This window comes from Pseudoalteromonas sp. P1-13-1a, from assembly GCF_001401875.1.
In the GTDB taxonomy this organism is placed as follows: domain Bacteria; phylum Pseudomonadota; class Gammaproteobacteria; order Enterobacterales; family Alteromonadaceae; genus Pseudoalteromonas.
The window spans coordinates 265,664-290,879 of sequence record NZ_LKDV01000001.1 but is presented as its reverse complement, the minus strand read 5'-3'; the positions used below and the strand labels follow the sequence as shown (position 1 = coordinate 290,879).

Annotated in this window: 22 protein-coding genes; 9 read left to right on the top strand and 13 right to left on the bottom strand. The window is 40.8% G+C overall.

Annotation, left to right across the window (positions count from 1 at the left end):
• The 6 genes from AN391_RS01355 to AN391_RS01330 all read left to right on the top strand — a co-directional run bounded on the left by AN391_RS01355 (position 1) and on the right by AN391_RS01330 (position 5,018).
• Positions 1-456, top strand: coding sequence for a hypothetical protein (locus AN391_RS01355; RefSeq protein ID WP_055013716.1), 456 nt, complete (start codon positions 1-3; stop codon positions 454-456).
• The gene (fabG, locus tag AN391_RS01350) at positions 456-1,181 is read left to right on the top strand and encodes a 3-oxoacyl-ACP reductase FabG (RefSeq protein WP_055013715.1); all 726 of its coding nucleotides are present in this window, start codon (positions 456-458) and stop codon (positions 1,179-1,181) included. Before AN391_RS01355 ends, fabG begins: the two co-directional genes overlap by 1 nt.
• The gene (locus AN391_RS01345) at positions 1,181-2,410 is read left to right on the top strand and encodes a beta-ketoacyl-ACP synthase (protein WP_055013714.1); all 1,230 of its coding nucleotides are present in this window, start codon (positions 1,181-1,183) and stop codon (positions 2,408-2,410) included. The genes fabG and AN391_RS01345 overlap by 1 nt, the downstream gene beginning before the upstream one ends.
• A gap of 1 nt (position 2,411) precedes the next feature.
• Entirely contained in the window at positions 2,412-3,215 is an 804-nt protein-coding gene (locus AN391_RS01340) for a MipA/OmpV family protein (RefSeq protein WP_055013713.1), read from the top strand.
• Between the two features lies 1 nt (position 3,216).
• Positions 3,217-3,648, top strand: coding sequence for a hypothetical protein (locus AN391_RS01335; RefSeq protein WP_055013712.1), 432 nt, complete (start codon positions 3,217-3,219; stop codon positions 3,646-3,648).
• A 68-nt stretch (positions 3,649-3,716) separates the two neighbouring features.
• On the top strand, positions 3,717-5,018 hold the full coding sequence (locus AN391_RS01330; RefSeq protein WP_055013711.1) for a DEAD/DEAH box helicase: 1,302 nt from the start codon (positions 3,717-3,719) through the stop codon (positions 5,016-5,018).
• Positions 5,019-5,148: 130 nt separating this feature from the next.
• Here the strand turns inward: AN391_RS01330 and AN391_RS01325 are convergent, their stop codons facing one another.
• A complete protein-coding gene (locus tag AN391_RS01325) occupies positions 5,149-6,756 on the bottom strand; it encodes an NAD(P)/FAD-dependent oxidoreductase (RefSeq protein WP_055013710.1) in 1,608 nt (535 codons plus the stop codon).
• A gap of 192 nt (positions 6,757-6,948) precedes the next feature.
• On the opposite strand from AN391_RS01325, the gene fdxA reads away from it, so the two are divergent.
• The 3 genes from fdxA (at position 6,949) to AN391_RS01310 (ending at position 11,788) form a co-directional block, all read left to right on the top strand.
• Positions 6,949-7,272 carry a ferredoxin FdxA gene (gene fdxA / locus AN391_RS01320; RefSeq protein ID WP_055013709.1) on the top strand — a complete coding sequence of 108 codons (324 nt, stop codon included), beginning with the start codon at positions 6,949-6,951 and terminating at the stop codon, positions 7,270-7,272.
• A 141-nt stretch (positions 7,273-7,413) separates the two neighbouring features.
• Positions 7,414-9,660, top strand: a complete 2,247-nt coding sequence (locus AN391_RS01315; RefSeq protein WP_055013854.1) for a carbohydrate binding family 9 domain-containing protein — start codon at positions 7,414-7,416, stop codon at positions 9,658-9,660.
• A gap of 223 nt (positions 9,661-9,883) precedes the next feature.
• Positions 9,884-11,788, top strand: a complete 1,905-nt coding sequence (locus tag AN391_RS01310) for a bifunctional diguanylate cyclase/phosphodiesterase (protein ID WP_055013708.1) — start codon at positions 9,884-9,886, stop codon at positions 11,786-11,788.
• A gap of 241 nt (positions 11,789-12,029) precedes the next feature.
• Here the strand turns inward: AN391_RS01310 and AN391_RS01305 are convergent, their stop codons facing one another.
• From AN391_RS01305 to astA, 12 genes are all read right to left on the bottom strand, one after another.
• Complete coding sequence (locus AN391_RS01305; protein WP_055013707.1) at positions 12,030-12,734, bottom strand: TorF family putative porin; 705 nt, start codon at positions 12,732-12,734, stop codon at positions 12,030-12,032.
• A 9-nt stretch (positions 12,735-12,743) separates the two neighbouring features.
• Complete coding sequence (locus AN391_RS01300; protein ID WP_055013706.1) at positions 12,744-13,961, bottom strand: BCCT family transporter; 1,218 nt, start codon at positions 13,959-13,961, stop codon at positions 12,744-12,746.
• 151 nt (positions 13,962-14,112) lie between these two features.
• A complete protein-coding gene (betA, locus tag AN391_RS01295; RefSeq protein WP_055013705.1) occupies positions 14,113-15,780 on the bottom strand; it encodes a choline dehydrogenase in 1,668 nt (555 codons plus the stop codon).
• A 10-nt stretch (positions 15,781-15,790) separates the two neighbouring features.
• The gene (gene betB / locus AN391_RS01290; RefSeq protein ID WP_055013853.1) at positions 15,791-17,254 is read right to left on the bottom strand and encodes a betaine-aldehyde dehydrogenase; all 1,464 of its coding nucleotides are present in this window, start codon (positions 17,252-17,254) and stop codon (positions 15,791-15,793) included.
• A gap of 1 nt (position 17,255) precedes the next feature.
• A complete protein-coding gene (gene betI, locus AN391_RS01285; protein ID WP_024031790.1) occupies positions 17,256-17,831 on the bottom strand; it encodes a transcriptional regulator BetI in 576 nt (191 codons plus the stop codon).
• Positions 17,832-18,246: 415 nt separating this feature from the next.
• The gene (locus AN391_RS01280) at positions 18,247-18,552 is read right to left on the bottom strand and encodes a hypothetical protein (protein WP_055013704.1); all 306 of its coding nucleotides are present in this window, start codon (positions 18,550-18,552) and stop codon (positions 18,247-18,249) included.
• On the bottom strand, positions 18,552-18,809 hold the full coding sequence (locus tag AN391_RS01275; protein ID WP_055013703.1) for a DUF3081 domain-containing protein: 258 nt from the start codon (positions 18,807-18,809) through the stop codon (positions 18,552-18,554). The genes AN391_RS01280 and AN391_RS01275 overlap by 1 nt, the downstream gene beginning before the upstream one ends.
• Positions 18,810-19,438: 629 nt before the next feature.
• On the bottom strand, positions 19,439-20,662 hold the full coding sequence (locus AN391_RS01270; protein ID WP_082422651.1) for a type III PLP-dependent enzyme: 1,224 nt from the start codon (positions 20,660-20,662) through the stop codon (positions 19,439-19,441).
• A gap of 293 nt (positions 20,663-20,955) precedes the next feature.
• Positions 20,956-21,810 (bottom strand): transporter substrate-binding domain-containing protein, encoded by an 855-nt coding sequence (locus tag AN391_RS01265; protein ID WP_055013702.1) that lies wholly within the window; start codon positions 21,808-21,810, stop codon positions 20,956-20,958.
• A gap of 55 nt (positions 21,811-21,865) precedes the next feature.
• On the bottom strand, positions 21,866-22,669 hold the full coding sequence (locus AN391_RS01260) for a DUF1338 domain-containing protein (RefSeq protein ID WP_055013701.1): 804 nt from the start codon (positions 22,667-22,669) through the stop codon (positions 21,866-21,868).
• A 27-nt stretch (positions 22,670-22,696) separates the two neighbouring features.
• Complete coding sequence (gene astD, locus AN391_RS01255) at positions 22,697-24,163, bottom strand: succinylglutamate-semialdehyde dehydrogenase (RefSeq protein ID WP_055013700.1); 1,467 nt, start codon at positions 24,161-24,163, stop codon at positions 22,697-22,699.
• A 7-nt stretch (positions 24,164-24,170) separates the two neighbouring features.
• Positions 24,171-25,205, bottom strand: coding sequence for an arginine N-succinyltransferase (gene astA, locus AN391_RS01250; protein WP_055013699.1), 1,035 nt, complete (start codon positions 25,203-25,205; stop codon positions 24,171-24,173).
• Between the last annotated feature and the right edge of the window lie 11 nt (positions 25,206-25,216).

Genomic DNA, 25,216 nt, shown 5'->3' with positions numbered 1-25,216 from the left:
ATGTCTGTGCACCCAATTGAAACAATTTTACCTCATACCGCCCCCATGATTTTGATTGATAGCTTAGATAGCTATGATGAAAATACAGGAGTTTGCTCAGTGACTATTACACCACAGAGTAATTTTTATAATGTTGATAGCCAAAGTGTTGCCAGCCATGTTGGCATTGAATATGTAGCGCAAGCAATTGCTGCTTATGCCAACGCCAATCAAGTAGATAGTGGCGCAAAAGTAGAAATTGGCTTTTTAGTGAGTAGCCGTAAATATAAAATGCATTGTAATCGTTTTGCTTTAAACAGTAAGTTAACTGTTAAAGTTGAAAAGCTTTACAGCGAAGCAAACGGTTTAAGTGCTTTTGACTGTAGCATTAAAGAAGCGGGTACCTTGTTAGTAGAGGCAAAAATTAATGTATTTCAGCCAGAAAATCCAGAACAATTTTTAGCGGAGCAAATGTAATGACAAAACGAGTATTAGTAACCGGTTCAAGTAAAGGAATTGGCAAAGCTGTTGCTCTTCAATTAGCTAAAGATGGCTTTGATATTAGCTTACATTGTCGTTCGGGTTTGGAAGCGGCAAAGCAAGTCAAAGCTGAAATAGCTGCGTTGGGTGTAGATGTTGATATTTTGCAATTTGATGTAGCTGACAGAGCAAGTGCAAAAGTAGCTTTAGATGGCTACGTTGAAGCAAATGGCGCTTTTTATGGTGTTGTTTGTAATGCTGGTATTACCGCGGATACAGCATTTCCAGCGATGACAGACGATGAGTGGGATAGTGTAGTTCACACCAATTTAGACGGTTTTTACAATGTGCTTCATCCACTTGTGATGCCAATGGTCCGCACCCGTAAAGGTGGACGAATTGTGGCTATGTCGTCAGTGTCAGGTGTAGCTGGTAATCGTGGACAGGTCAATTATAGTGCCTCAAAAGCAGGCGTAATTGGTGCATCTAAAGCACTTGCAGTTGAGCTTGCTAAGCGAAAAATTACCGTTAACTGCGTTGCACCTGGGTTGATTGATACTGGTATGACGGACGATCTCCCAATTGCTGAAATGACCAAAATGATCCCCGCAAATCGCATGGGGAGCCCAGAAGAAGTGGCTGCTGCTGTGTCGTTTTTAATGTCTGAAGGGGCGAGTTATATCACTCGCCAAGTGCTTCAAGTAAATGGTGGTATGGCGTAATGAAACGGGTAGTAATAACGGGTATGTCATCAATCACCGCTTTAGGTGATAACTGGAGTGACTTTAAAACTGCATTGGTAGCGGGTAAAAATGCAGTGAAGCGAATGCAACAGTGGGAGTATATAGACGGGCTAAATACAAACCTGGGTGCGCCAATTGAAAACTTCACCCGACCTGCACATTACTCACGTAAAAAAGTACGTTCGATGGGGCGTGTGTCGTTAATGTCGACCTTAGCCACTGAACGCGCTCTTGAACAAGCTGAACTGCTTGAACACCCAGCATTAACAGATGGCTCTACTGGTGTGTCGTATGGCTCTTCAATTGGTTCGACGACACCGCTGGTCTCGTTTGGAAAGATGATGGACACCGGCTCAATGAATGGTGTAACTGCCACTAGTTATATTCAAATGATGGCGCATACAGCACCTGTGAATGTTGGCGTTTTCTTTGGTCTTAAAGGCCGAGTGATCACCACAAGCTCTGCGTGTACCTCAGGCTCGCAAGGTATTGGTTACGCATTTGAAGCGATAAAGTTTGGCCGACAAAAACTCATGGTTGCAGGTGGTGCGGAAGAGTTATGTGTCACAGAGGCCGCCGTGTTTGATACTTTATATGCAACAAGTACACAAAACGACAGCCCTGAATTAACACCACGACCATTTGATAAAAAGCGTGACGGCCTTGTTATTGGGGAGGGGGCATCCACTTTAATTTTAGAAGAATACGAACATGCTAAAGCGCGAGGAGCAATTATATTAGCTGAAATAGTCGGCTTTGGTTGTAATTCTGATGGCCAACACGTTACACAACCGACATCTGCAACAATGCAAATTGCTATTGAGATGGCGCTACAAGATGCTAATTTATCGGCAGATCAAATCGGCTATGTTAACGCGCATGGAACATCTACGGATCGCGGTGACATTGCTGAAAGTCAAGCCACCTTTAATGCCTTAGGTGCTAAACCTATAAGTTCATTAAAGAGCTATCTTGGGCATACCTTAGGCGCGTGCGGTGCTATAGAAGCATGGGCCAGTATTAATATGATGACTGATAATTGGTTTGCGCCAACAATCAATTTAACCGAAGTAGATAGCGAATGTGCACCTTTGGATTATATTACAGAGCAGGGCCGAGAAATTCATACAGATTATATCATGAGCAATAACTTTGCATTTGGGGGTATTAATACCTCATTGATTTTTAAACGTTTTAAAGGTTATTAATATGCCTTGGCTCGCGCTATTGTTGTGTTTTTTTAGCTCGTTGAGTTTTGCTGCGTCTAAACTTGAACTAGGTGGTGGCGTATTTGCTGCTGATATTCCCCACTATTTAGGTGCCGATCAAAGTGAGCAGTACATAATGCCTGTGCCTTATGTACGCTACCAAAGTGATGAGTTAGATGTGGACCGCAATAGCTTAACTAGTTACTTATGGCATTTTGATAACTTACACTTAGACTTTTCGGCAGGAATTAGTATCGCCGTAAAGAGCGTAGACAACCAAGCTCGGGAAGGCATGGATGATTTAGATTGGGTGTTTGAATTGGGCCCTTCACTAAATTATTACTTTAAAGGTGATCCCCAAGCGGCAGAACAACTTTATATTGGTTTATTCACTCGTAAAGCGATGGCAACAGATTTTAGCTCAGTGGCTAATGCTGGTTGGCGCTATGGTCCGAGCATTTACTATGAGACTCCAGTCTTTATTGCCCCAACTTTTGAAATTACAACCAGTATACGCGCAAATGCCAATTTTGCCGATGACCGTTACTTAAATTATTATTATGGTATATCTGCATTAGATACACACGACTCCCGCTCTGAGTTTAATAGTCAGTCAGGCTATTCTGGGGCTGATATTTCCCTAGGGTTTAACTTTGATAGCAAGAAATATTGGCTAGGTGGTTTTGTTAAATATCACTACTTAGCTAAAAGTAAACAGCAACGTAGTCCTTTAGTGAAGCAAGATAGTAATATTTCGTTTGGCTTTGGTGTTGCTTGGAAGTTTTATACACAACAAGGAAAATAAAATGAAATTAATTACTAGCTTGTTACTAGCTACATCAATGTTAACAGCCACTGCAGTAGAAGCGCGCGATGACATCGGAAAATACCCAATTCAATCACTGCTTGAAACTAGTAAAGCTAAAAATGCTTTATTAGATGTCCCACTGTACTTTGCAGATCAAAGCTATGGTAGTGAGAGTGGTAAGTATGGTGAAGTGATCACTAATAAAAAAACAAACGCATTTAATAAAAGTGATCGCGAAGCGTGCGAATGGGTAATGTTAAGTGCATTAAAGGCGTTGCAAGAGCGTGCAGTTAAAGAAGGCATGAACGCAGTAGTTAATATTCAGTCTTACTATAAAAAGCGTGAGTTTGTTAGCAGCACAGAATATGAGTGTGGCGCAGGTATGCTGATGGCAGGTGTTGCATTAAAAGGCACTTTAGTGAAGTTATAACTAACTGTTGACGCGTTTTTGCTGTATAATTTGCGACCCTTGATAAATGTGGCCGCAGGTTATACAGCATGAATTTTAAATCTTTTAGTTTTTCCCCTGAACTTATTCAGGCGTTAGACGAACTTAATTACCACACCCTTACGCCCATTCAGCGTGCAGCAATTCCAGCTGTTCGTAAAGGTAAAGACGTTTTAGCAAGTGCCCAAACAGGCACGGGTAAAACGGCAGCGTTTGCTTTACCTATCATCCAAAAATTAACTGAATCTGAGTTAAGCACAAGCAATGCTCCACACGCGTTAGTGCTTGCGCCAACACGTGAGCTGGCAGAGCAAATAGCAAATAACTTTAAAGCCTATGCAAAACATACCGCTTTAAAAGTAGTGAGCTTATTTGGCGGTGTTAATACCGTAGGTCAAGCAAATGCACTTAAAGACGGTGTAGATGTGGTAGTTGCAACCCCAGGGCGTTTACTTGATCATATTCGTTTGGGTAATGTAAGCCTTGCAAGCGTTAAACACTTAGTACTAGATGAAGCCGACCGTATGCTTGATATGGGCTTTATTGAAGATATGCAAAGTGTGATTAAAAGTTGTGACGAGCAACGTCAAATTTTACTTTTCTCAGCTACTTTCCCTGCGGCTATCAAACAATTTGCATCTAAAGTATTAAAGCAGCCTGAAATTGTACGTGTTGATCAAACTAATAGTACAGCAAGTACGGTACAGCATGTTGTCTACCCTGTTGAAGAGCGCCGTAAGCAAGAGCTATTGTCTGAGCTTATTGGTAAAAAGAACTGGCAACAGGTGCTTGTGTTTGTAAACATGAAAGAAACAGCGGATGAGCTGGTTAAAGAGCTTAACCTTGATGGTATTCCTGCTACCGTATGTCATGGTGATAAATCGCAAGGTAATCGCCGACGTGCACTTCGTGAATTTAAAGAAGGCAAAGTACGAGTTTTAGTAGCTACCGAAGTTGCAGCGCGTGGAATTGATATTGAAGGCTTACCACGAGTCATTAATATTGATTTACCATGGCTTGCAGAAGATTACGTTCACCGCATTGGCCGTACAGGTCGTGCTGGTAATCAAGGCCAAGCTATTTCGTTTGTAAGCCGCGAAGAAGAAAACACCTTATTTGAAATAGAGTCGCTAATTGGTCAAAAAATCAAGCGTGTTTACTTAGAGGGTTATGAAGTAAGTAGCCGTGAAGTACTTATTGATAAAATAGGTAAAAAACCTGCGCATTTACGTCGTAGCCGTACTAATAAGCCAACAGGCCAGGCAACAGGCGAAGCACGTGCGGTAAATCGTTCACGTATTTCAAATGTGCGTAAAAGGTTAAAAGGCGCCAAACTTACCCTCAAAAAGTAAGTGTACAAAGTGCCGTTCTTATAAAAAAAACCTGAGTTTACTCAGGTTTTTTTATGCCTCAGTTTAACTCAAGGTTTAAACAAAAAAACCTCACTTAGTGAGGTTTTTCGGTAAACAACTTAAATGTGGTTTAAGCGTTTTTGATCATCGAAAGTGCAACGGCTTCAGCCGCTTTTATACCATCAATACCGGCAGATAAAATACCGCCTGCGTAGCCTGCGCCTTCACCCGCTGGGTATAAACCTTTAGTATTTATGCTTTGGAAGCTTTTATCGCGCTTGATACTAATAGGTGAAGATGTACGGGTTTCTACCCCCGTTAATAAACCATCGTTAGTTGAAAAACCACGGATTTGCTTATTAAAGGCTGGAATGGCTTCGCGTATTGCATCAATAGCAAATTGCGGAAGCACATTTGCTAAATCGGTGAGCTTTATGCCGGGTGTAAACGAGGGTTGCACATCGCCTAAGTCGCCCGATGCTTTTCCTTTTAAAAAGTCGCCAATTAACTGCGCTGGTGCATCGTAGTTACTGCCGCCTAATGCATAGGCTTGCTCTTCTAGTTTACGTTGCAAATCAATGCCGGCAAGCGGGTGACCTGGGAAGTCTTTTTCAGGTGTAATACCTACTACAATAGCACTATTTGCATTGCGCTCACTACGAGAGTATTGGCTCATACCGTTTGTTACTACCCGGCCTTCTTCAGACGTGGCGGCTACAACGGTTCCCCCTGGGCACATACAAAAGCTGTAAACGGTGCGGCCATTATCACAATGGTGAACGAGCTTGTAATCAGCAGAGCCTAAAATGGGGTTACCCGCATTAGGTCCAAAACGACACTCATCAATCATCGATTGCTTGTGCTCGATTCTAAAGCCCACAGAAAATGGTTTTGCTTCTACGTAAATACCTTTATCGTGAATCATTTTAAAGGTATCGCGTGCGCTATGCCCCACAGCAAGTACTACATGGCGGGTACTTAACTTTTCACCGTTTGAAAGCGTTAAGCCGGTTACTTGCCCGTCATCTATATGAATGTCGTCTACGCGGGTACTAAAGCAGATATCGCCACCAAGTTCAATAATACGCGCGCGCATTTTTTCAATCATGGTAACCAGTTTAAATGTACCAATGTGCGGCTTGCTTACATATAAAATTTCACTTGGCGCGCCAGCTTCTACAAATTCGGTAATTACTTTACGCCCATAATGTTTTGGATCTTTTACTTGGCTGTATAGTTTGCCGTCTGAGAATGTACCTGCGCCACCCTCGCCAAACTGTACGTTAGACTCTGTATTGAGGGTACGTTTACGCCAAAAGCCAAAGGTGTCTTTGGTGCGTTCGCGTACTTCTTTACCACGTTCCAGAATAATAGGGTTAAAACCCATTTGAGCCAGCACTAAGCCCGCAAATAATCCACACGGGCCAAAGCCAATTACTACAGGGCGCTCAGTAAGGTTAGCGGGGGCGTGGGCAACAAATTTGTATGAGGTATCAGGTGCAGGTTTTACGTGCTGATCTTTAGCAAATGCATTTAACAGCGCTTCTTCGTTATCTACTTCAATATCGAGGGTATAAATAAGTAAAATAGCCGTTTTTTTACGTGCATCGTACCCACGTTTAAACACATTGTAGCTGTGTAGCTGCGCTGGCTGTATTTTTAGTTTATTAACTATGGCTTGGCCTATAGCGTCTTCGTTATGATCAAGCGGCAGCTTTATTTCGGTTAAACGTATCATTGTTATCTCTTTTAGGTGTCTTAGCGGTAATAGTATCCGCTCACAATAAGAAGTGTAGGGCACGTAATGGCTATACATTAAGGGCGCATATATTACGTTAAATTGACCACAGATGGCACATATTTATTGTGTTTTTAAAGGGGTTGGGTATGATCCGCGCTTCAGATAATTAATTACTAGGTTTAAACTATTATGGCGTTTGTGGTCACCGAAAACTGTATTAAATGCAAATACACAGATTGTGTGGCAGTGTGCCCTGCAGATGCCTTTTACGAAGGCCCTAACTTTTTAGCAATAAGCCCTATTGATTGCATAGATTGTGGGTTATGTGTACCAGAGTGCCCAGCTGAAGCAATTTACCAAGAAGATGAGCTGCCAGAAGACCAAAAAGAGTTTACCGAGCTTAATGCTGAGCTTGCATTGGTGTGGCCACGCATTGTTGAGGTAAAACCAGCGCCTACTGATGCCGATAGTTGGAATGGTGTGGCTAATAAGCTTAAATTAATTGAAACCTAGCTTTTTAAATTAAGCCTTTAATATTAATTAGTTAAAAAAGCGATTGTTTTTAGTATCAAGCTATTAACAAATGTACTGACTTAAATTACACTGCATAAATAAGTTTACCTTTTAAGGGTAAACACGTCTAAATGGATGTTTATGCAGTACTTAATAATTATAAAAAAACAATGCAGTGCTTTATTTCCCTTCTTAATTGCACTTTTATTTTCTAACCACCTTTATGCCAGTGAAAAACAGCAGCATTCTCTTGTACATATAAATGCAGATATTACTGTAGATGGCGTACTGGATGAGCCCCACTGGCAGAATGCCACTTTAATCCCTGTAGCATTTCAAGATGAGCCTAACGAAAAGGGCACCCCACCGGTTAAAACCGATGCTTACATGTACGAAGATGGCAGCAACTTATATGTTGCATTTGTAGCCGAAGATCCACAACCGAGCGAAATTACTGCGTCACTTCGCGACAGAGATACACTTTGGCAAGATGATACGGTTATTTTAATTATTGATACTTTTAACGATGAACGTTCAGCTTACGAATTTTATGTAAACCCACTGGGTGCGCAAGGTGATACTCGAATGAGCGACACCGATGGCTGGCAATCAGATCCGTCTTGGGATGCAATATGGGATAGTGCTGGGAAAATTACTGAGCAAGGGTATGTGGTTGAAATGCGCATACCTTTTAAAGCGCTGAGATTTCCTGAAAATAAAACAGATTTAACATGGGGCTTTGCCCTTATGCGAAATTATCAACGTGATGTACTGTATCAGCTTTCAAACATGGGGTTTGACCGAGATATAAAATGCAGTTTATGTCAGTTTGATAAATTAAATGGTTTTAAGAATATAAAAGCCAGTAAGAATCTGCAACTAACGCCCACGCTTACTGCGCTCAGAAATGATTCAAAACCTACCTTGCCAGGGCAGTGGGATAATGGCGATATAGACACCGAAGCTGGCCTTGATTTACGCTGGGGGGTTACACAAGATGCGGTAATTAATGCCACTATAAACCCCGACTTTTCGCAAATAGAAAGTGATGCGTTAGCCCTTGATGTAAATACCACTTACTCAATTTATTATGCAGAAAAACGACCATTTTTTTTAGATGGCGCATCCTACTTTAAAAGCAGTTTATTTGAACTATTGTATACCCGCACTATTGCAGAGCCTGAAGTTGGGGCAAAATTAACAGGTAAAACAGGGCAACATAGCTATGCATTTATGTATGCCGATGACAATAATAGCACTATTTTATTGCCCACAAATCAAGGCTCTGGTTTTGCAATGTTAGAGGATAAAACCCATGCAGCAGCGGCGCGTTATCAATACGATATTGGCCAACAAGGCACTATCGGGCTAAGTACGACCCACCGCGAAAGCGATGATTACTACAATACAGTGCTTTCTGTTGATGGCAGCTATTGGTTTAATCAAACAGATCTGCTGGCCTACCAAGTAGCTACAACCGATTCTAAAAACTCTGATTTTTTAAAAAGTAACTATAACTTATCTAAAACTCAATCTGATGAAGCGTACGCTTTAGAGTTTACCCGTGATAAACGTGACTACAATTTGTTTGCTAGCTACGAAAAAGTAGGTAAAGACTATCGCACTGACTTAGGTTATCAAGAAAAAGTAGATTATGAGAACGTAGGCTTTGGGGGCGGGCAAACCTGGTATGCAGATGAGTCTGGCTTATTAACGTCATGGTCTTATGAGGCTGATTGGGATAAAACATGGGCGCAAAATGGCGACCTACTTGAAGAAGAATACCAAGGGTTTATAACATTAAAAGGTCAAAAGCAGTCTATTTTTGAAATTGGCTTACTGCATCGTTATGAAAACTATAATGATGCTTTTTATAACCAAAATATTGGCTTTGTTTATACGGGCTTTAAACCTAAAAATAATATATGGCTTTCGTTTTATGGTGAGTATGGCAGCCGCATTGATTACGCCAATGAGCAAATTGGCGATTCGTATGCAACGCAAACACAAGTTACGTGGGATATAAACGATCATTGGCAAGTAGACGCTACGCATAACTACAGCGTTTTAGATAACCCACAAGGGGAGCGAGTTTATACCGCTAAATTATTAGACTTTAGGCTTTATTATAAATTTAGCATGCGCGCTATGCTCAAGCTTATTTTGCAATTTGAAGACATTGATAGAAACAAAGACGCCTACTACTACCAAGTTAGCCACATTAATAAAGACTATGGCAGCCAATTAGTTTACTCGTACAAAATTAATGCTCAAACATTATTTTATTTAGGCTATTCAGATAAAAGCTACCAAGACGACTCCTTACAACACGTTGAAAGAGAACAACGCACATTTTTTACAAAAGTGAGCTATGCATGGCAGCTATAAGTTATTAAGCCAAAATATGTAACTTTAACAAAGTGGTTTATTTTTATTCATCACACTCTATAATTACTTAATTATTAAGCATTAAATTATTCTTTTTGAGTACGGTTCTAAAAATTTTAATACATAAGGACTGTGCTATGGCTTGCTTAGTACTAAAAACAGGCGATATAATCGCCTTTTAGTAACGGGTTTATAGGATAAGTAATTTAGATGGATTTTATTGATGAATAAATTTAAACCCTTAGGCAGCATTTTTTTTGTATTTATCTTGTTTTGCTTTTGTTTAAACATTGAACTAACAAACCAAATTAACCGCATTAATTTATTCAACCCTGACATAGATTTACGCCACTTTGATATTGCAGATACAACGCTCGAAATGGCGCCTTGGTATAACCCTATGCTCAACGGGCACTATTTAATACACCAGCCCTCTGCCGATTTTTTATTAGTCAAAACTACTGATACTGAATTTATTGCTGCAAATGCCACAAAACTAATACTAATGACTTTAACATCGCCAATAAATTTTATTTTGGTGTGTATGGTATTGTTTGTGGGCTTTACAATTATTCGAAAAGAGCGTAAAAAAATCTCTTATCAACGTGAAATAGCAAAGCTTAATAACAGCGCTAATCAATTGCTTGTTGCCTTTAACCTTCAACCCCAACACGACAACTCGTCGGGGCTTAGCAATTTGAGCCAATCAATAAACAATCTAAATATTCACGTAGCTAACTATTTAAAGCAAACACAAACAAGTATCTGCCAAGACAAATTAACCTTGCTTATCGACCGCCATGCCTATATTGAGCACATAGATAGGCAAATTAATTTTAATGATGAGGAGGATCTTAAGTGTGCGCTGCTGTTTATTGACCTAGACGGATTTAAACAAGTTAATGACTCATTTGGTCACAGTTTTGGTGACGAAATTTTGGTACAAGTAGCTACACGCTTAGCTAACGTATTACGTCACCATAAGCTAAGCAATATCAATTCGGCTAATCAGTTAGAGCAAAATTTATCTCGTTTAGGTGGAGACGAATTTTCAATTTTCATAGAGTCAGTTGATAACGAAAATAAAGTGGTTGATATTGCAAAGCATGTACTCAGTGAGCTTGAGAAAGACTTTGTGCTGGGTAACAAAATAGTCAAAATTAGTGCCAGTATTGGTATTGCTTCCTACCCAGAGAGCGCCTCAACCCCACAAGCACTATTACAGTTAGCGGATGTGGCAATGTACCGTGCAAAAAGCGACGGTAAAGGCATTTTTAAAGTGTACTCCCCAGAAATGGGTAATAAAATGCGCCGTTATCATTATCTATTGGAAGAGCTGCGTTTGGCCGTGGCGTGTAAAGACTTTTACTTATCGTTTCAACCTATCGTCCATGTAGAAGACTGCATGATAGATTATTTCGAAGCGCTTACACGTTGGGAGCACCCTATAGAAGGGATGATTTCACCAGCTGAGTTCATTCCTATTGCTGAAGAATCTAACCTTATTTTAGAGCTCGGCGATTGGATTATGCATGAGTCGTGCAGGCAGATGGCGGCATGGCATAATGCGGGTATGCGCAAAGTAAAAATTTCGGTTAATGTATCAGGCGTGCAATTAAAACATCGCTCAGTGTACGATTGGATAATGAAAAATCTAAAAAACACAGGGCTGCCATCACATTCTTTAATGTTAGAAATAACGGAATCTACGTTTATCAAAGCCAGTAAAAGTATGATTGAAGAGCTTGAGCGACTTCGCGCTGAAGGGGTGACGATTGCGATTGACGATTTTGGTACCGGCTTTAGTTCATTGAGTACATTAGCTGATTTACCTATCGATGTAATAAAAATAGATCGCTCGTTTATCTCTCAAGCTGATAAAAGTCCAAAGTACAATGATATTCTTAATACCATCAGCGAACTAGGTCAAAAGCTGGGGCTTAAAATAGTGGCAGAGGGCGTAGAGGAAATTGAACAGTTTGAGCTTGTAAAACGCATGGGAGTAAGCTCTGTGCAAGGGTATTTGGTTAGCCGCCCAGAGTCATCTATCAATGTGGGTAATAAAGTATTACGAAAAAATACAGCCAATTTATCTGCCGCGGGTACTAGTGCATGGGAAATTGATTAAAGCGTGTATGTTTTATATGGGCTGTATGAATAGAATGAATAAAGTCGTTTTTGGCCTAATGCTGACTATTACGTGATGTATTAGCATTGCTAGTGGACCGACGTTCCTTTATTTAAGATGGTGTTACTAAAAATTTTGAAATGAAAAGCTTTATGCTTAAAGAATAGTAAAATTGTGTTAGATAAAAAAATGCCACTTTTAAAAGTGGCATTTTTGTTTGTAGAATCTAACAACTACAACTTTATAAATCGAATGTGCGTGATATAGCAAGCACTATACGCTCATCAGCGTAGTCGTAGTCTAGGCTTGTGTCTTCTGCAGCAATCTCAATACCAAAGCCTTCGTAGCTCGTTTGATACGCTAGGCGATAATGGCTGTAAGATTTATCACCTTTTGGTGCATCCCACTGAAATTTATCGCCATCGAGTGAGTTTGAAATATCAAAGCTTGCGCGAATGGCATGATTCGGGGCAATTTCAAAGGTGTGCGCAATCATAGAAATAACATGGCCAGCACCGGTACCAAAGTAATCCCAGCTATACCAAAAGTTAAGCTCTGTTTGACCATACTCACTTGCATAGCCAAATTTTGTGTAGGCTTCTGCGTAGTTACCATCGCTGTTATTACCTTGGTATGTGTAATAAGCAATACCGTAATCAGCGCTCACTTGCTCGTTAAGTTGCACGTATTTACCAAGGTACGCATCAAGTTCAAAATCAGTGTCATCACCAAAATCTACATTAGATGCCCATGCACCCGCATAAACACCGCTGTCGAACGCGTAATCAAGGCTTGCTTGAATTGCAGGGTCGCTATCTGTTTGTGTTACACCGTTAAAAGTATAGTCAGATGCCGCTGTAATGGTTGTTGACCAGTTAGCTGACACCGTTGTTGATAAAAGTGCGAAAGGTAGCGCTACTGCTAGTTGTTTTAGTTTGTTATTCATTGTTGATCCCTAATGTACAGTTTCTATTTTTGTGTAATCGATTTTGTTTGCTTTTGGCGAACTGTCTATATTGTTAACCGTTTTAAATTTGCTATAGCCAATAAACGCAGCACAGCCAAAAAACAGTGCAATTACTAACGCGCCAACCCATTGAATTTGTAAAAATTCAAGTTTAAATAACAAAGTAAGTAGCGATAAGGCCACAATATTTAGCAGCATATAGTTCATTTTACCTAAACGTTTAACCGTTAAATTAAGGTTATCTGTGTATAGGCGTATTAATGAATCAAGCGAATTAATAACAAACACTATCCCAACAAATACCATGGCAAAGTTTTTAATACCCGCTGTTGAAATACCCATTTCATGGTAGTGATAAAGTACGCTAAACCAAATTGCAATCGGGATAGATGGGAATATCAACATTGCACCTAGCACTTGGTATGTTTTAAGGCCACCTACAAAACGAGACGTAAACTGACCAATCATAATACTCCACGCGAACCACCAAAAAAGGTAAAATTCATGGTAGTCGTTAAGCGGTAAAACAAACTCATTTATATTGGCAAAGTAAGTACCAATTTCTGCAAGGTTATTGGTAAATGCCGACATTTCGCTGTCACCAACGACAAATGCACCCACCCACATAAAGGCAATTAACGCGATAAACAACCAAGTTGTAGAAATACTTAAAAAGCGCACGTATTTAATATCTGTACTTGAGTACACAGCAAAGCAAATAGCTGCAAATACAATAAAGTAAAAGGTAGGTATAACGCTCGAGCCATCACCTAGCTCTGGTAAGTACCAGGGTAAGTTAGAAAGCAGTAGGTAAGCCGTAAAGGCACATGTGCCAATAATAACCACGTTATTAATGAACTTAACCCATGAAATTTCGAAAAATTTAACTTTGGGCTCTATTACACAGAAATAAAAGCACGTAAGAAAGTAAAATCCCCAGATCAAGAATCCCCAGTAGCCAAACTCAATAGCCAGTGGGTTTGCAAACGCGTATTCTGGGCTTGCTTTTATGTCTGCATAACCTGCAAATTCGGTTAATGGAAACATGATTAGGCCAACGTCTAGGCCTGAGGTAAATAAGATTGCGATAAAGGTAAACGTTCTCACTGGTGTTACGCCTACTACGCGTACGTTACCCCATTTAAATAAAATAGTGATAACTGCAAGTAGCGTAAATATAATGCCAGCACTAAGCCATATAGTCATTATCGCCCTCCCAAAATGAATAAAAGTAACTCATAAGTTCTCCGTTTTTGTTTTATTGCTTGCATAAACACCGCGTAACCAATTTACGCCGTGAGCCACTGCAAGTTGAACGTGCCCTACATCGTGTTAGGCACGTTATGACTTAATTAAATTAAATCTCGCTATTACGTTGCGTTGTTTGCCAATTACTGCTCATGGCAACGTCTACAGATGCTTGCGGTAACGGTGTTTTACCTAAAATTAGATCTGCTGCTTTTTCTGCAACCATAATTGTAGGGGCATTTAAGTTACCGTTAGGTACCGTTGGGAAGATTGACGAGTCAACAACACGTAGCCCTTCAATACCATGAACTTGGGTATTAGAATTAACCACGGCCATGTCATCTTCGCCCATTTTGCAAGAACAAGATGGGTGATAGGCACTTTCTACCGCTTGGCGTACAAAGGCATCTATTTCTTCGTCGGTTTGAATGTGCTTACCTGGTTGAATTTCTTCATCGCGGTAGTCATCAAATGCGCTTTGCTCAATAATGTCGCGAGTTAGGCGCACACATGCTCTAAAACCTTCAATATCGTCTTTATGCTGTAAGTAGTTAAATAAAATTTTTGGCGGTTGCTCAGGATTAGCTGATTGAATAGTCACACTACCACGGCTTTTAGGTTTGTTATGACCTACATGAACCTGAAAACCATGACCCGCAAATGCACTGCGCCCGTCGTAGCGCATCGCCGCTGGTAAAAAGTGGTACTGAATATCTGGCCACTCAACGTCAGGTTTTGAGCGAATAAACGCACACGACTCAAAATGATTGGTTGCACCTAAGCCTTTTCGGGTCAGCAGCCATTTAGCGCCAATTAAGCCTTTAGAGAACAGGCCTAATTTACCGTTTAAGGTAATAGGTTGCTTACACTTGTACTGAAAGTAAAACTCAAGGTGATCTTGCAAGTTTTGACCAACGCCTGGTAAGTGATGTTTTACCTCAACACCGGCTTCTTCAAGTATGGCTTTATCGCCAATACCCGAAAGCTGTAAAATATGCGGTGAGCCGATTGGGCCTGCACTTAATACAACGTCTTTAGTAGCATGCGCCGTTTTAAGCGTGCCATTTACTGTGTATTCAATGCCTGTGGCTTTTTTGCCTTCTAAAATTACTTTTTGTGCTAACGCACCTGTAATAACGGTTAAGTTACTGCGAGATTTTACTGGGTCTAGATATTCGCGTGAGGCGGAGCTGCGCACACCGTCTTTTACAGTCATATGCATAGGGCCAAAGCCTTCTTGCTGCGCTGCGTTGTAATCGTCTGTGTGTGCATATCCAGCTTGTACACCTGCTTTTATAAAAGTGGTGTAAAGCGGGTTCTGCATTTCGTTACCGTTATTAACACCAAGCGGGCCTGTGCCACCACGGTGCGCATTTTCGCCTAAATAAAAGCTTTCTGCTTTTTTGAAGTAAGGTAAGCACGACTGATAATCCCAGCCGTTAGCACCGTGTTGCTGCCACTCGTCAAAATCTTTCGCGTGGCCGCGTACGTAAACCATGCCATTAATTGATGACGAGCCGCCTAACACTTTACCGCGTGGGCAGTGCATTTCACGGTTATCTAAATACGGCTCAGGCTGAGTGTGAAACTGCCACGCGTATTTATCTGTATTCATAGGGATAGAAAGCGCTGTTGGCATTTTTATAAATATACTTTTATCGCTTTTGCCAGTTTCTAGCAAAAGCACTTTATTGTTTGTATCTTCAGACAAGCGATTTGCAAGTACACAACCTGCAGAACCGGCGCCCACAATAATATAATCGTAAGTGTTACTCATAGTTGCCACCTTAAAACGGGCTTTCTATGTCGGCCATGCCCACATAAATAGACTTAGTTTGCGTGTAATGATCAAGCGTTTCTATGCCATTTTCACGGCCAATACCTGATTGCTTATAACCACCAACAGGCATTTCAGCAGGTGAGTTACCATAGGCATTAATCCAACAAATACCGGCTTCTAATTGGTGAATAACACGATGCGCCCGTTTAATATTGCTAGTAAATACGCCGGCGGCTAAACCAAGATGTGTACCATTAGCACGCGCAATTACATCGTCTTCGTCTTCAAAAACAAGCACGCTCATAACTGGGCCAAAAATTTCTTCTTTGACGATAGTCATGTCATCGTTGCAATCGGTAAATACCGTAGGTGCTACAAAGTAACCATTAGGCGCTGATTCAGGAGAAAGCGTAGTACCGCCAGTCAATAGTGTTGCACCTTGGTCTTTACCGCTTTGTATATAGCTCATTACCAATTCTTGATGCTTTTTAGAGATTAGTGCACCAAAGTTAGTATTTAAATCTTGCGGATCGCCAGCAATAATATTTTGCTCAGTACGTGTTTTAAGCTCATCAATAAACTGCTGATATACATTTTTATGAACGTAAATACGGGTACAGTTAGTACAAATTTCGCCTTGGGTATAAAAGTTACCTAACATAGCTGCACTGACTGCTTGCTCAATATTGGCATCTTCAAACACTAATAAAGGTGATTTACCACCTAACTCCATTGTCACGTCTTTTAATGTGCCTGCAGCGCTTGCCACTACTTTTTTACCTGTGCCTACTTCACCCGTAAACGACACTTTGTCTATTTCACTGTGAGAGGTTAACCACTGACCTACATCACCCGTACCTTGCACAACGTTAAATACGCCGGCAGGTACACCTGCTTCAACAAAAATTTCAGCAAGTTTAATCGCACCTAAAGGGGTTTCTTCTGAAGGCTTAAAGATAAATGCATTACCTGCGGCAAGGGCAGGGCCCGATTTCCAACAAGCAATTTGCAGTGGGTAGTTCCATGCACCAATACCAGCACAAATACCTAATGGCTCTTTGCGAGTATAGTAAAAGTCTTCGCCAACCATTTGCTGCTGACCAACTTGCGCTGGTGCTAAGCCGGCAAAGTATTCAATTACGTCTGCGCCTGTTTCTATATCAACGCAATTAGCTTCTTGCATTGGTTTACCTGTATCTAGCACTTCAACTAAGGCAAGCTCGTCATTACGCTCACGCAATAAAGCAACCGCTTTTAATAAAATACGGCTACGTTCTATAGGGCTCATTTTTGACCATTGAACAAAGCCTTGTTTTGCACTCTCGATAGCTGCGTTTTGAATAAATTCGTCGGCAACTTCTACCGAGTAAATAACTTCATCTGTGGCTGGGTTTTTTACATCAAAAGTTTCACCACTTTGGTTTGCAAGGAAGTGGCCATTAATAAAGTTTTGATAGACAGGTGTAGTCACGCTAGGCTCCATATTGCTTGATGAGTGAATGTACATAGCTTTTCGCTAATGTTTCACTGTGTTTAAATTGGTTTTCGTCAGATTGACTTAATACTGCTCTTAACCATAGGCCATCAATCATGGCGGCGCTAAGTTCTGCAGCTTGTTTTGCTTGCTTTACGGGCATTAGTTGCTTAAAAGAAAATGCTAAATTACTTTGCAAGCGATTACTGTTTACATTTTGCAGCCTGTGCAGCTCTTGATCGTGCATTGACTGCGCCCAAAAACTTAACCACGTACGCGTGGTGTCATTGCGCTGTTGAACAAGTGCAAAGTTGGCCTCTACAATAAACATCAAACGCTCAATTGCGCTGGTGGTTGGCTCAACTTTTTCAATTAATTCATTTTTTAAATTCGATAACAAATACCTAACGGTTGCCTCTATTAACCCCTGCTTGCCACCAAAGTAATGGCTAATAATGCCAGATGATAAACCTGCATTTTTGCTAATGGTGTTAATGGTTGTTCCTTGCAAACCGCGCTGTGCTACTGACTCAATAGTCGCGTCAATTAGCTGCTGACGCCTGACAGGTTCCATTCCGACTTTAGGCATAATTTTTATTAATTGAACGTTCAATAAAGATAAGCTTAATGTAATAGCTCTAACAATTCAAGGCGTAAGTAAACAACCAGATACCAAGATGTAGATGGATTATTAATAAAAACGGGTTAATTTACAGTTGTGCCTCACGCCGGTCTTTATAAATAAAATCGCATATATTCAATGGTTTACACTTAAAATTTTAAATGGTAAAAATAGTAAGGATTTGTTTACGGGGTATGAGTAATAAAAAAGATAAATATTCGTTAGAATGGTAATAGTTAGAGTACGAAGGGTATTTTAATTAGACAAACATAACCATTTTACACGTTTAATTAGTGTACTAATTAAAAATACTAGCAGTGTATACTGGTTAGAAAAGAGGGGCTTAATGTTATAAAAGGCGTGTAAATTAGGTGCTATTAATAACGCCTTTAAATAATAGCGGATAGCGTCTAAGGCGATTACCTATGTAATCATCGGCTAAGATTTGTTGGCAGATAAAGTTAACGTCGTTACTGGCTTCAAACACCCAATCAAAGCGTTCTATGGCCAGCAAAAAACCGCGTTTAAGGTAGGTTTGTTCGCGATATTCATCTAGATTTTGACGAACTATATCGAGTTTTTCTGGGTGCGCTTGTAGCTCCGCAATTACCTGGTTTATAAACGAGGTGGTTTGCTTGTTTGTGGTGCGTTTACGAATGCGTCTTGGCTGCATTATTCCTCATTAGCAATGTTATATAGTTTTTTTAGAAAGTCGTCTTTGTGTTTTTCATGCTCATAATCAAGATGGTAAGCATTATGAAATCCAAAGCGCAATAATACGCCGCTACCTTCTAAGTATATTGTGTAGCCGTCAATGTCAGAGTAAGCGGTAACTCCCTGGTAGTGTTTACCTATATCGTTTTGCTTACCGCGCTTTTGAATACGTTCATACACAGAAAGGATCTGCTTATTATCGAGTTCGTTTTTCATCATTCACCCTTAGCTATTTCAACCTATTACGTTTTATATATGAGGGACGATCATCGTAAAAACAATCAAATAATGGATATTTTACGATGACTTTATAAGAGCGCTTATCGCTGTTTAATAGCAGGGCGCGTTTATTTCAGCAATGCTTAACGCTAAAGGGGGGGGGTAATTGTTAGGGCTTAAAACGTACTATGCTGCGTGGCGTAAAGTTTGCGTTATAGCAGTAAGGCGCTTTAAGTGAGTATTTTAGGCGTTTTGGGGCCGGTTAACAGCCATTTGTTTAAAGCTTAGTCAACATTGAGACTCTAATAATGAGCTATTTCCTACAAATAGCATTATTCGGCCCGCAGGGCTCATTTAAAGGACAAGCAACTCTTTTATCTGTTTGAATGTCGATGAGGAGCACTACCTTACCTCATTCTTTCATGAATGCAGCATTAGAATAACGAAGGCGCTGTTATCGAGCCCATTAAGTTACAAACTTAGTACGCCATTTAACTGCCCATATATTAAATAAGCTTAAACCCGCAACGGTTAATATGAGCAAATAAAAAACGCAGTTGGAATGAGCAACTGCGTTGGCGTGTATAGGTACAAGCCAGCGTACCTATAGTGAGGAACTTAGTTTACTAGCCTGTTAATACTTGGCTGTGCATGTGCTCGTTTAATACAACGACCTCAGCGCGCTTAAAAAAGTTAAAATCGGTTGCCGTAGCTAGCGTATAGGCCCCCATCATACGGCTAATAATTAAATCACCGTTATTAAGTTTTGGCAGCATAATTGAATCACTTATTACATCTATACTGTCGCATGTGGGGCCTGCTAATACCGATTCAAAACGCTCGCCGCCTTGTTTGGCACTATCTATAGGGTAAGCTGCCTCATCAAACATTAAACCGCTAAAGGAGCCATATATGCCATCATCTAAGTAGTACCATGTTTTACCTTCGCGCGTTGCTTGTCCCATTACAGAGGCAACACTGGTTACACTACTTGCTACAATAAAACGCCCAGGCTCAGCAATAATTTGCATTGTTTCTGGTAATTGTGCCAGCGCGCTATTAATTGGCGCACAAAATACATCAATTGGTAGCACATCCGCACTGTACGGCACAGGAAACCCACCACCAATATCTAGCGTACTAAGTGCTGGTAACCCTAACTCAGCCACCCGTTTAACTACTTTTGCAGATGCATTTATTGCTTCAACGTATTTAGTTGGGTTAGGTGATTGCGAGCCAACATGAAACGATAATCCTTTAATACGAATACCTAGTTGCTGAGCAAGGCTAATAATGTCGATTGCCGCCTCTGGGCTGCAGCCAAACTTTTTAGATAAATCAGCAAATGCATCTTTATTACGAAAGCTTAAGCGCACTAAAATTTCAGCTTGGTCTTTGTAGGTAATAAACTTTTCAAGTTCGTTAATGTTATCCACCACAAATACGGTACAGCCGTAGGCAAGTGCGTCGCGAATGTCACTGTCGCGCTTAATTGGGTGCGTGTGAATTGTACGCTCGCTTGGTACGCCTTGGCTTGCTACTAAGTCAACTTCGCCGCTGGTTGCTAAATCAAAGCTTGCGCCTTCTTCTAGCAAAGTGCGCACTACAGCAGCATGCGGTAAAGGCTTTAAAGCAAAATGTAACACAACGCCGGGCAGTGCATGTTTAAGTGCACGGTATTGAGAACGTATAGCGTCGCAGTCAAGCACCATCAGAGGTGCGCCAAATTGTGCAGCAAGTTGTTCAATGTGAGCAGTACTCAGTTGCGCGTAATCAATTGCTTGGTTTGCAGCAACCGCTGCTGCAGGTACTTTAGTTACGGTGTCTTGTCGTTGTGTTGATAAAGCCATTTTATTTTCCGAGTCAATTAAGCAACTGCTCGGGTAGGGTGTATCCACGAGTCAGTTGAGTGAGATCAATAGTGCAAACGCACAGTCAAATTCACTCTTGGATAGTTGCTCTATCGCCTTGCTACAAACGGGGTTTGTAATGTACTCGGATTGGCTATCATCAAGAAGCGGCGAGATAGTAATGTAGGTTTTTATATAGCGCAATAAAAATTTTTAATAAATTTAAAATAATTTATTTTGCTTTTAAATCATAGGTTTACGTTGATTTAGACTGTTTATCTAGACGATTAATTTTACTCATCAGCTGTTAAGTATACGTGCTCTTGAGAGTAAGCAAGCATCATAGCGCTAGATGTATCAGCACTATAGGCTTGCTGTAAACTTTTTTGTAAGCGGTCATAAATCTCGGGGGTGATCATTAAAATATTGATGGTTTTTATTACTTTTTCGCCAAGCTCTGTCTTACTACATGCAAAGTAGCCATTAACAAATTCTGGAAATTCAGCTATTTCTCGGCTATCAATTTGTTTTAACTGCTCAGAGGTGAGTGCATCAAGTACGTTAACCTCGTAATCAACAATCATGTCTATTCTGTTATGAATGAGAAGTTGAGGCAATTGAGAGCTGGTATCTTCTGAGCTTATCGCCGCAATTTGGTCTTTATACTTTGTTAAAATTGGCTCAAGTTTTTGATAGCTCGTTCCCGAGTCTACGGCAAGAGTAAAATCCTTTTCTAGTAATTGGGCTACATGGACTCGTTCAGGAAAGCTTTGTAAAGTGCGTTTAAAAGCATATATTTTTCGCTGCTCGTAAATTGTGGTGGGTATATCTGAGAATAAAATATGTTTTTCACGCTCGGGCGTTTTTATAATATCGTAACTGCATACTGCTTCAGTGCCCATAAGTCGCTTAATTAAACGGGCTTGATTGGTCCACTGCAATTTAGTATCAATTGTGTGGTTAAGCAGGCTTTCGAACGTTTTATCTGAGTTTAAAAAGCCATCAGTAGACGCATTCGCTCTTGAGAGTAATGTAAGGGGTTCGTTTGCATGGCTCAATGGTAATAAAAGCAGTACATGCAAGATAATCAAAAATTTAGTAAATACAGGCATAAAACTTAGTGTAAATGTTCTAAATATTTTTGTCATAAAAAAAAGCCCAAACGGGCTTTTTTTAAGTTAAAACATTAAGGCATGCCTTAATTTATCGCGCATTAGTGCTTTCAAAAATTTTATCAGCAGAGGCTGCCACAAACCCTGTGTAAAGCTCGCCATCAGCTTTAGGGTACCTAATGGCAAACTCATAAAAACAGCTAGGGATGCGCAGTTCGCCGTCGCTAAAGGTGACAGCGTAATCGTCTGCAAGGGTTGATGATTGCTCTAGTAACACCTCTGGTGAGCCTTTTACTTCGCCGCCAGATGTATTAAGCGCAAAGCCTGCATTTTTAAGCGCCTGATTAACATCATGAATGTTATCAAACTTAGCAAGCATATTAATATTTACAGTAAAATGATTTGCACGGTAACCCCATGCCGACATCCACGCTGCGTACTCGCTTTCAGCGAGTAACTGTTTGTAAGTGTCGCTACTTACTTGCCAATGGGTGCCTGAATATAAAAAGTTATTGGCAGTGACTGCGTTTTCATCAATTTGCGCAACCATATCTGTCACAATGGCTTGTAACTCTGGTGAACACTTTTCAACTAATAGCTCAGAAATAAATACTTTAGGTTGTTTTGGGTCGCTATGCTCATAATGTTTAGCGTATAACTTTTTAGCTTCAAAGTGGTATTCGCCACACTCTGTGTAACCAAGCGCTAAAAAGTGAGCAGCTAGCTTTTCTAGGCCTACTTTTTCAATATTAAAGGTACGCAGCGCAATATGGTCGTTAATAATGTCATCTTTTTGCGTTGAGCCCAGAAGGTCATGAATTTTATCTGCCGATGGGGTAACAGCTAAATAGTTATCCCATAGGTTGTCAAATAATGTATTTACGTTGGTGTGCATGTTAAATCCTTAAATTGGGTTATTCACTTATTCAATTACTAAGCCTGGCGCTAAAGTTTGTGGCAGGTTTACCTTATCGGCTTCAACTGATGCGACAGGGTAAGCGCAGTAATCAGCAGCATAATACGCACTTGCTCTGTGGTTACCACTTGCGCCAATGCCGCCAAACGGTGCAGCACTAGAAGCACCCGTAATAGGGCGGTTCCAATTGACAATGCCGGCACGAATGCGCTTTAAAAAGTAGTTGTAATCATCTTCGTTATCGCCAAGTAAGCCTGCAGATAAACCAAAGCTGGTATTATTAGCCTCTGCTATTGCGCTGTCAAAATCGTTGTAGCGGTACACTTTTATAAGCGGGCCAAAGTGTTCTTCATCGACCATGTTGGTGATGTTAGTTACATCAATAATACCTGGGCTTACAAACCCTGTGCCTGCTTTAAGCTGCTTAAGCTCAACAAGTATCTCAGCGCCTTGTTTAACTAGGTCAGCCTGCGCTGCAACCATACCCAGTGCGGCTTTTTCACTGATCATGGCACCCATAAATGGCTGGTCAGTTGCAAAACTGTCATCAACAACAATGTTTTTTGTTGCGCTAATAAGTTTTTCTAAAATAGCATCGCCATTGGTTGAATTCTCAATAAACACGCGGCGCGCACAGGTACAGCGCTGGCCAGAAGTAATAAAGCCCGATTGAATAATATCGTGAGCTGCAGCGCTTACATCGGCTACATCTTTAATTATTAATGGGTTATTACCGCCCATTTCAAGCGCTAATATTTTACCTGGGTGACCTGCAAACTGTTTATGTAATAAATGACCTGTGTTAGAGCTGCCAGTAAAAAATAAGCCGTCTATGTTTTGATGCGAAGCAAGTGCTTTACCTGTTTCTATTTCACCTTGCACTAAATTAATAACACCTTCTGGTAAACCCGCTTTTAACCAAAGTGATAAAGTAAATTCAGCAACGTGAGGGGTTAACTCAGACGGTTTAAATACCACGGTGTTACCCGCTAAAATAGCCGGAACTATATGGCCATTAGGTAAATGTCCAGGAAAGTTATATGGCCCAAATATAGCCACAACGCCGTGTGGTTTATGGCGTATAAAGGCTTTAGCTCCGGGCATTGGGTTTTCTGTTGTACCGGTGCGCTCATTATAGGCTTTGATTGAAATGGCTACTTTACCAGTCATAGCGCCTATTTCTGTGCGTGTTTCCCAAAGTGGCTTGCCGGTTTCGCGCGCTATAATGGCTGCAAATTCTTCGCTATGTTCTTTTAACTGTGCGACAAAGTTTTCAAGTATGGTTATGCGCGACTCAATTGGTGTATCTGCCCATTGTATTTGTGCGGCTCTAGCTGCATTGATTGCAGTATCTACTTGATCTGCGGTTGCGCCATTACCTTGCCATACAACTTCGCCGTTACTTGGGTTAACAGAGCTAAAAGCGGGGCCTTGGCCTGTATGCCATTGGTTATTTATAAGATGTGTGTTCATATATGTTTTACAGGCGGAAAAAACGCGCTGCATCTCCTTGGGATAAATTAAGGGCATTAGCCACTTCTTGGCTTATTACTAAGGTGTGTTTAGCGTGGTTATAGTGGGCGTGCTGGGTAAAGGTAGCTCTGAATCCACTTACGCCTTGGTTGCAAACGGCAAGTGTATCTGAGCTGTGTTGGCTAATATGCTCGAGCTCACCAATTGTAATAGGGCATACTTGAGATTCACGAATGCTACGAATATTACCAAGCTTTGCCTCTACGGTTGGCCCTGCATCGAATAAATCAACATAGCCACGATGCTCAAATCCCTCTTTTTCAAGCAGCTTGAGTGCGGGTTTAGTTTTTTCATGCACGTTACCAATTACCGCTTGAGCTTTGTTACTTAATAAATTGACGTAAATAGGGTATTTAGGCATTAGCTCACTAATAAATACCTTATCGCCAAGCCCCACTAAGTGATCAGCTTGTGGAAATTCAATACTAAAAAAGTGCTCTTGCAACCACTGCCAAAACGGTGAATGGCCGTCTTCGTCACTTACACCGCGCATTTCAGCAATCACGGTATCGGCAAAGCGTTCGCTGTGCTGCGCCATAAATAAAAAGCGTGAGCGAGATAAAAAGCGGCCCGTTAACCCTTTTCGGCTGTTTTCGCGTAAAAACAAAGTACATATTTCAGAGCATCCGGTGTAATCGTTGCACATGCTTAAAATATCAACGGTGTTATAAACATTCAGTGTAGGCGAGTGGTGTACTGTTTTACCTAAATGATAATGATACAGCGGCACCGATAAGCCCACTGCGGCTTCTATGGCGGTTGTGCCTATGACCTCACCTGTTTCACTGTCTTCTAGAACAAATAGGTAGCTTTCATCAAGTGGTTGATTGATATTTTTTGCAAAGCTTTTTTCTGCGCGCGCTATTTTATCATTTAATAACTGGTCATCGACAGGTAGTGAGGTAAACCCATGGCCTGATTCAATTGCAATCTGCTTAAGTGCAGCAAAGTCTTTTGTTGTAATAGGACGTAATACTTGCATTTATTACTTTC

Coding starts and splice junctions, on each gene's coding strand:
- AN391_RS01355 (WP_055013716.1), top strand. CDS start 1: ATGTCTGTGCACCCAATTGAAACAATTTTACCTCATACCGCCCCCATG.
- fabG (WP_055013715.1), top strand. CDS start 456: ATGACAAAACGAGTATTAGTAACCGGTTCAAGTAAAGGAATTGGCAAA.
- AN391_RS01345 (WP_055013714.1), top strand. CDS start 1,181: ATGAAACGGGTAGTAATAACGGGTATGTCATCAATCACCGCTTTAGGT.
- AN391_RS01340 (WP_055013713.1), top strand. CDS start 2,412: ATGCCTTGGCTCGCGCTATTGTTGTGTTTTTTTAGCTCGTTGAGTTTT.
- AN391_RS01335 (WP_055013712.1), top strand. CDS start 3,217: ATGAAATTAATTACTAGCTTGTTACTAGCTACATCAATGTTAACAGCC.
- AN391_RS01330 (WP_055013711.1), top strand. CDS start 3,717: ATGAATTTTAAATCTTTTAGTTTTTCCCCTGAACTTATTCAGGCGTTA.
- AN391_RS01325 (WP_055013710.1), bottom strand. CDS start 6,756: ATGATACGTTTAACCGAAATAAAGCTGCCGCTTGATCATAACGAAGAC.
- fdxA (WP_055013709.1), top strand. CDS start 6,949: ATGGCGTTTGTGGTCACCGAAAACTGTATTAAATGCAAATACACAGAT.
- AN391_RS01315 (WP_055013854.1), top strand. CDS start 7,414: ATGCAGTACTTAATAATTATAAAAAAACAATGCAGTGCTTTATTTCCC.
- AN391_RS01310 (WP_055013708.1), top strand. CDS start 9,884: ATGAATAAATTTAAACCCTTAGGCAGCATTTTTTTTGTATTTATCTTG.
- AN391_RS01305 (WP_055013707.1), bottom strand. CDS start 12,734: ATGAATAACAAACTAAAACAACTAGCAGTAGCGCTACCTTTCGCACTT.
- AN391_RS01300 (WP_055013706.1), bottom strand. CDS start 13,961: ATGACTATATGGCTTAGTGCTGGCATTATATTTACGCTACTTGCAGTT.
- betA (WP_055013705.1), bottom strand. CDS start 15,780: ATGAGTAACACTTACGATTATATTATTGTGGGCGCCGGTTCTGCAGGT.
- betI (WP_024031790.1), bottom strand. CDS start 17,831: ATGGAACCTGTCAGGCGTCAGCAGCTAATTGACGCGACTATTGAGTCA.
- AN391_RS01280 (WP_055013704.1), bottom strand. CDS start 18,552: ATGCAGCCAAGACGCATTCGTAAACGCACCACAAACAAGCAAACCACC.
- AN391_RS01275 (WP_055013703.1), bottom strand. CDS start 18,809: ATGAAAAACGAACTCGATAATAAGCAGATCCTTTCTGTGTATGAACGT.
- AN391_RS01270 (WP_082422651.1), bottom strand. CDS start 20,662: ATGGCTTTATCAACACAACGACAAGACACCGTAACTAAAGTACCTGCA.
- AN391_RS01265 (WP_055013702.1), bottom strand. CDS start 21,810: ATGACAAAAATATTTAGAACATTTACACTAAGTTTTATGCCTGTATTT.
- AN391_RS01260 (WP_055013701.1), bottom strand. CDS start 22,669: ATGCACACCAACGTAAATACATTATTTGACAACCTATGGGATAACTAT.
- astD (WP_055013700.1), bottom strand. CDS start 24,163: ATGAACACACATCTTATAAATAACCAATGGCATACAGGCCAAGGCCCC.
- astA (WP_055013699.1), bottom strand. CDS start 25,205: ATGCAAGTATTACGTCCTATTACAACAAAAGACTTTGCTGCACTTAAG.